The sequence below is a fragment of the Azospirillum sp. genome (assembly GCF_035627195.1).
GTDB lineage: Bacteria > Pseudomonadota > Alphaproteobacteria > Azospirillales > Azospirillaceae > Azospirillum.
Window position 1 is genome coordinate 1 of sequence record NZ_DASPMG010000239.1, and the last position, 6,968, is coordinate 6,968.

Below are 6,968 nucleotides of genomic sequence, written 5' to 3' on the forward strand. Positions count from 1 at the left end.
CGCGGCGGCGCATGTGGTTGACGAAGCCCTGCCCCGAGGTGCCGGCGATCACCGCCTGAACCGCGTCGATGGGGTGCGGCTTGCCATCGCCGTGCAGGTGCAGGACCATATCCTCCGCAAGGTCGAGGCGGCCGGCCGCGACCGGTTCCGCGTCCTTCTCGGCGTCGAACAGCAGGAAGCAGCGGGTGCGGCCGCCGTGCGTGGCGATGGTTGCGCCGTCCTGGGTGGCGCCTTCCTGGATGGCAATGGCGAACTTCATGGCAAGGGCTCCGAAACGGGGGCGGCCGGGATGCCCGCACGATAACCGTTTTGCGCCATGTCGGCGGGGGCGTTTGCGCGCGTGCGATAACATGCCACAATCGCCGCCATGGACTGCAGGGCACCCGACGTGAGGAAGACCGACATCGCCGCCGCCTGGAAGGGCTTGGCCGACTGCAAGGGCTGCGGCATCCGCGACCTGGCGCTGTTCGCCGACCTGACGGAGGCGGACTTCAACCTGATCCACCTGCCTATCGACGTGCTGCAGGTCCAGCCCGGCGGCGCCCTTTACCACGCGGGGGACGAGCCGGCGGCGCTGTTCACCGTGCGCTCGGGCCTGATCAAGCTGGTGCAGTACCTGCCCAGCGGCGGCCAGCGCATCGTGCGCCTGCTGCGCCGCGGCGACACGGCGGGGCTGGAGGCGGTGCTGGGCCAGCCCTACCAGCACTCGGCCATCGCCATCCACCCGGTGCTCACCTGCCGCATCCCGCGCGCCGTGATCCAGCGCCTGTCGGACGAGACGCCACGCCTGCACCAGCAGCTGATGCGCCGCTGGCAGCAGGCGGTGGAACGCGCCGACGCCTTCCTGGTGGAGCTGGGCACCGGCGGCGCCAGGGCGCGGGTGGCGCGCCTGTTCCTGATTCTGGCGGGGGAGGATCCGCGCGGCGAATGCGACCTGTTCGGCCGCGAGGACGTCGGCGCCATGCTGGGCATCACGACGGAAACGGCCAGCCGCATGGTGGCCGAGCTGAAGCGCCAGGGCGCGGTGACCGAGCTGCGGCCCAACCGCTTCCGCTGCGACCGCGAGGCGCTGCACGCCATCGCGGACGAGCCGTGATCGTTACCGGGGGCTTATCAGAACGGCTCGCTCTCGTCGGAACGGATGACGTCCGTCCACTTGCGCTCCAGGCGGCGCAGCGTGCGGTAGGTGGTCTCGAAGTCCTGCAGGTCGCCGTCGCCCTGGATCAGCGCGTCGGCGTGCAGGCCGGACATGGCGCGCAGCCGCTCGCACAGATCCGCGCCGCGGGCCGACAGCTTCAGGCGCGCGGCGCGCTTGTCGCGCGGCGAGGCGGAGCGGTCGACGTAGCCGGTGTCGACCAGCTGCTTGAGATTGTAGGAGGCGTTGGAGCCCAGGTAGTAGCCGCGCTCGATCAGGTCGCGCACGCTGATCTCGCCGGACGAGATGTTCAGCAGCATCATCACCTGCACCGGGCTGATGTCGTCGATGCCGATGCGGCCCAGCTCGATCCGCAAAACGTCGAGAAAGCGGCGGTGCATCCGCTCGATGATCCGCGCGATTTCGTGATACATTTGAGACGCGGTCGCCTTGTCCTTGCGGGCAACGTCTTCGGTCGGAGCTTGTTCGAGCGTGGTCATGGCCCAGGGGTGCACTTCTGTCGCGGCCGCGAATTGTCGGAAATTACCCTAGGTATGGAAGTGTTTAAGTTTTCTTAACTCTGACGCCGGAAAGTTGAGACTGCACAACCATGGGATATCCTCGCGCCGTGGGCACCATCCATCCTTGCAAGCCGCGCGTCCGCATCGCGCTTACGGCGGCGCTTCTGGCCACCTTGCTCGCCCTGCCGGCCTGCCAGACGGCGAAGGAGGGGGACCGGACGGCCGGCGGGCAGACCTACGACGCGCTGATGCGCATCGCCGACACCACGCGCGGCCAGGGCGACCTGTTCAGCGCCGCCACCATGTACCGGCGCGCCCATCAGGCCAGCCAGAACCGGGTCGAGCCGCTGGTGGCGCTGGGCACCGTGCTGGTCGACATGGGCAACGCGCGCGAAGCGCTGGACGTCTGGCGCCAGGCGCTGACGCGCGACGCCGGCAACGCCGACGCGTTGCGCGGCTACGGCCGTGCGCTGATCGCGCTGGAACAGCCGGAGGAGGCGGCGCGCCAGTACGCCGCCGCGCTCGCCCGCGATCCGAAGGACCGCAAGGCGCTGAACGGATTGGGCGTGGCGAAGGACATGATGCGCGACCACCGCGGCGCGCAGGAGCAGTTCCGCGCCGCCCTGGCGCTGGCCCCGGACGACCCCACCACGCGCAACAACCTGGGCTTCTCGCTGGCGCTGTCCGGCGACCACGCCGAGGCCATCGCCATCCTGGAACCGCTGGCGACCCGCCCCTCGGCCACGCCGCAGGTACGGCAGAATCTGGCGCTGGCCTACGGCCTCGCCGGGCGCGAGGCGGACGCGGCGCGCTTCGCCCGCCTGGACCTCGCCGAGGCGGACGTGCAGCGCAACCTCGCCTATTACCGCGAGGCGCGCGGCATGGGCGGCGCCTCCGCCGGCCACCTGCCGCCCGGCGCGGCGGGGGCGCCCGCGATGCCGGCGCCCCCGGCCCCGGCCGTCCGCGCGCCGGTCGCCGCGCCCCCGGTCGCCCTCGCACCGCCCGCCGCTGCGCCGGCGCCGGCGGACACCGCGGGCGGCGTGCGCGTCCAACTGGGCGCCTTCGTCACCGAGAAGCGGGCGCAGGACGAGTGGGCGTGGATGCAGCGCAAGCACCCGGCGCTGTTCCAGGGCCGCGAGCCGGTCTTCGTGGCGGACGGGCAGCGCCCGCTGGTCCACATGCGCATCGGCTTCGCCGACCGTGCCGAGGCCACGCGCTTCTGCGAGGAGGCGAGCGCGGCCAAGGTCGACTGCACCATCCTGCGGCCGGCCACGCGGTAGGCGCAAACCCAACGTCGAGCACGTCAAACGGCGCCCCGGTCGTCCGGTGTCACGCGGGGGAAGCGCAGGGTGAATGTCGTGCCGCGGCCGGGCGCGCTGTCCAGCGTGACGCGGCCCTTCAGCGTGCGCGTCACGATGTTGTAGACGATGTTCAGCCCCAGCCCGCTGCCGCCCGTGCCGCGGCTGGTGGTGAAGAACGGCTCGAACACGCGGCCGTGCAGTTCCGGCGGGATGCCGCGGCCATCGTCGGAATAGCGCAGTTCCACGTCGTCCGGCGACGGGCGGGTCACCGCGACGGTCAGCCGCCCGGCCTGCCCCGGCGCGTAGCCGTGCACGATGGAGTTCATCACGAAGTTGGTCAGCACCTGGCTGAGCGCCCCCGGATAGCTGTCGAGCACGAGGTCGTCTGGGCACCGCACCTCCACCGTGTGCGCCGCCTTCTTCAGCCGCATGCCCAGGCTGCGCAGCACCTCGTGGATGTAGTCGCGCATGTCGAAGACGCGGCGCTCCTCGCTGGCCTGGTCGACGGCGATCTGCTTGAAGCTCTGGATCAGCTGGGCGGCGCGGTCGACGTTCAGCATCATCAGCTGCGTCGCCTCGGCGGCGGTGTCGATGTAGTCGGCGAAGTCGGGCTTGCGCAGCCTGCCGGCCTCGAAGGCCGTGCGGATCGTTCCGGTCTTCTCGGCCAGCAGCGAGGCGCCGGTCAGCGCGATGCCGATGGGCGTGTTGATCTCGTGCGCCACGCCGGCCACCAGCGAGCCCAGCGCCGCCATCTTCTCGGACTGGACAAGGTGCGCCTGCGCCTCCTTCAGCTCCTTCAGGGCGCGCTCGGCCGCGTCCCTGGCGGCGCGCGCCTCCTCCTCGGCGCGGACGCGCTCGGTCACGTCGGTGTGGGAGCCGATCAGCTTGACGGTGACGCCGTCGGCGTCGGTCACCTTGATGGCGCGGGTGTAGAGGTGGACGGTGTGCCCGTCCTTGTGGCGGAAGCGCTGCAGCAGGTGACAGTCGTCGCGCCGGCCGGCGGCGAAATCGCGCGCCACGCGCAGCGACTCCGCCCGGTCCGCCTCCAGCACCAGTTCGTTCCAGCGCTCCAGCGTGTTGACCATCTCGTCTTCGCCATAGCCCAGCAGGGCCCACCATTGCGGTGAGAACCAGATCTCGCCGGTCTGCAGGTCCCATTGCGAGATGCCGTCGCGCGCCGCGCGGATCGCCTGTTCGAACAGCTCGCGGCTGGCCGCCAGTTCCAGCTCGATCCGCTTGCGTTCGGAGATGTCGTTGATGCAGGTGAGGATCGAGTCGACGCCGTGGAAGCGGAAGGTGCGCACCGACAGCAGCGCCCAGAAGGTGCGCCCGTCGCTGGTGCGCATGCGCGCCTCGAAGTTGTCGATGCGGCCGCCCTGCGCGCGCAGATGCCCGATCATCTGTTCGCGCGCCTGGGGGTCGACGTAGAAGCTCTTGGCGCTGGCGCGGCCGATCACCTCGTGCAGGGGTGCGCCGAACAGGAAGCCCGCCGGCTCGTTAGCGGCCACCACGATGCCGTCGGCCATGCGCGTGACCACCAGCGGAAAGGCGATCGCCTCCAGGATTGAGCGCTGCGCCTCCTCGACCCGCGCGGCTTCCGTGATGTCGCTGTAGCGGCGCAGGAAGCCGCCGCCCGGCAGCGGGCTGTGCCGCGCGTCGAACACCTTGCCGTCGGCCAGGGTGAAGCGGAAATCGAAGGTGTCCGTGCGCCGCGCCACCGCCACCCGCCCCGCCACGAAGGAGGGAACGTCGACGGCGCCGTAGTCGCCGCGTTCGGCCATGAAGCGGACGACGGTGTCGAAGGCGGTGCCGACGCGCATCAACTCCGCCGGCAACCGGAACATCTCGCCGTACAGGCGGTTGCACACCGCCAGCCGCAGGTCGCGGTCGAAGCCGGCGACGGCGTCCACCATGGCGTCGAAGGTCGTCTCCAGCAGCGCCTGCTTCTCGCCCAACTCACGGCCGCCCGGCAGCCCCTGCTCCGCCACCGCGGCGCTCAGGTCGGCCGCCGTCATGACGCAGCCGCCGCCATCCTCCGCCACCAGGGTCAGGCCCAGCCAGGCGCCCGCCCGGCAGCGCAGGGCCACCATCTCGCCCGCGTGCAGCCGCTCCACCAGCGCGGCGGCGGTGCGGCCGAGCGGATCGGTGATCGCGCCCGTCGCGATCCGCGCGGCCAGCAACTCCTCCAGCGTCGGGGCACACCCATCGCCGCCCCTGTCGCCGCCCCCATCGTTACCGAGGCATTCGGCGAACGCCCGGTTCGCACCGGCAAGGCGCCCCAGGGCGTCGAAGCGGGCCAGACCGGCACCGGCCATGCACGCACGTCCTTCCAATTCGAAGCATTCGCGACGATCATAGCGCAAACGATCGGCCGGCGGATACCCAGGGGTGGTTTCCAGGCTTTAACCTTCACCGCCGCCTTCCGGTGTGCGCTAACGGTTTGTTCAGCGATGCCGGCCGATCGTAGCTCCCCAAAACCACCGCACCATGCCGATCATGCAGGACCGCCCGCAGAACCTCATCTACGCGCTCGACGAACGGCCGCCGGCGCGCCCGCTGGCGGTGCTGGCCGTCCAGCACATGGTGCTGGCGCTGATGTTCATGCTGTACCCGGTGATCGCCGCCGCGGAGATCGGCCTGTCGGCGGAGGAGACCTACAACTTCGTCACCATCGCGGTGCTGGGCGCCGGGATCGCCACGCTGCTGCAGGCCAGCCGGCTGGGCAGCGGCTTCCTGGCGGTGTCGATTCCCAATCCGATCGTCATGCCGGCCTTCATGGCGGTGGCGCGCGGCGGCGGACTGGGCTTGGCCTGCGGCACGCTGGCGGCCTGCGGCGTCATGCAGATGGGGCTGGCGCGCCTGCTGCCGCGGCTGCGCAGCTTCTTCCCGCCGGAGGTGTGCGGCGTGGCGGTGATGATGCTGGGCGTGTCGATGGTGAAGGGCGGCGTCACCCGCTTCACCGGCTACGACCACGCCGCGGTCACCATCGATCCCGGCGCGCTCGCCGTGGGCTTCGCCACGCTGGGCTGCATCGTCCTGCTGTCGGTGTGGGGCAAGGGGCAGGCGCGGCTGTACGCCGTGCTGATCGGCTGCCTCGCCGGCTACGCGGTGGCGGCGGGGCTGGGCCGGCTGCCGGCCGACCTGGGCGCGCGGCTGGCCGGCGAGCCGCTGATGGCGTTGCCGGTGCCGCAGATCCCGGCGCTGACCATCGGCATGGAGGCGCTGCTGCCGCTGTCCATCGGCATTCTCCTGACGATGATGGACGTGGTGGGCTGCATCATCACGCTGGACAAGATGAACAAGGCGCACTGGGCGCGCACGGAGATGCCCGTCGTCAGCCGCGGCGTCTTCGTCGACGGGCTGGCCACCACGCTGTGCGCGCTGGGCGGCGGCATGGGCAACGGCCTGTCGTCGGCGAACATCGGCCTGTCCTTCGCCAGCGGCGTCACGTCCCGCATCGTCGGATTCGCCGCCGGGGCGCTGATCATCGCCGCCGCCTTCTTCCCCAAGCTGACGACGCTGCTGATCCTCATGCCGCCGCCGATCATGGGGGCGGTGCTGATCTTCACCGCCGCCTGCCTGATCACCGCCGGCATGGAGCTGATCATGTCGCGCATGCTAAACGAACGGCGCATGCTGGTGATCGGCGTCAGCACCATCCTGGGCCTCAGCGTCACCGCCGTGCCCGGCCTGTACCACAACGTCCCCGACTGGCTGGCGCCGCTGTTCCATTCCGAGCTGACGGTGGCCGCCGTGGCGGCGCTGCTGCTGAACGTGGTGTTCCGCATCGGCGTCGGCCGCCGGGCGGAGCTGGCCTTCGAACCGGGCGCGATGCCGCTCGCCGCCATCTACGATTTCCTGGAGCAGCAGGGCAGCGCCTGGGGTGCGCGGCGCGACGTGATGCAGCGCGCCATCTTCGGCACCGTCGAGACGCTGGAGGCGCTGGCACACGCCGGCCTCGCCCGCGGCCCGGTGACGGTGGAGGCCAGCTTCGACGAGCTGAACCTCGAC

6 protein-coding genes are annotated in these 6,968 nt (G+C 71.0%); 3 read left to right on the forward strand and 3 right to left on the reverse strand.

The features are described 5' to 3' along the window. Positions 1 to 259, reverse strand: a 259-nt coding sequence (locus VED21_RS21695; RefSeq protein WP_414638263.1) for a NifB/NifX family molybdenum-iron cluster-binding protein, incomplete at its 3' end; no start/stop codon positions are given. Positions 260 to 388: 129 nt separating this feature from the next. Here VED21_RS21695 and VED21_RS21700 point away from each other — a divergent pair. Then, a complete protein-coding gene (locus tag VED21_RS21700; protein WP_324885924.1) occupies positions 389 to 1,096 on the forward strand; it encodes a Crp/Fnr family transcriptional regulator in 708 nt (235 codons plus the stop codon). A 17-nt stretch (positions 1,097 to 1,113) separates the two neighbouring features. Here VED21_RS21700 and VED21_RS21705 read toward each other — a convergent pair whose 3' ends face one another. Then, positions 1,114 to 1,635 (reverse strand): MarR family transcriptional regulator, encoded by a 522-nt coding sequence (locus tag VED21_RS21705; RefSeq protein WP_324885926.1) that lies wholly within the window; start codon positions 1,633 to 1,635, stop codon positions 1,114 to 1,116. A gap of 110 nt (positions 1,636 to 1,745) precedes the next feature. Between VED21_RS21705 and VED21_RS21710 the strand changes: the two genes are divergently transcribed. Further along, a complete protein-coding gene (locus VED21_RS21710; protein ID WP_324885928.1) occupies positions 1,746 to 2,936 on the forward strand; it encodes an SPOR domain-containing protein in 1,191 nt (396 codons plus the stop codon). 23 nt (positions 2,937 to 2,959) lie between these two features. Here the strand turns inward: VED21_RS21710 and VED21_RS21715 are convergent, their stop codons facing one another. Beyond that, positions 2,960 to 5,272, reverse strand: coding sequence for a PAS-domain containing protein (locus VED21_RS21715; protein WP_324885930.1), 2,313 nt, complete (start codon positions 5,270 to 5,272; stop codon positions 2,960 to 2,962). A gap of 172 nt (positions 5,273 to 5,444) precedes the next feature. Between VED21_RS21715 and VED21_RS21720 the strand changes: the two genes are divergently transcribed. After that, the coding region (locus tag VED21_RS21720) for a uracil-xanthine permease family protein (RefSeq protein ID WP_324885933.1) at positions 5,445 to 6,968 on the forward strand (1,524 nt) is incomplete at its 3' end.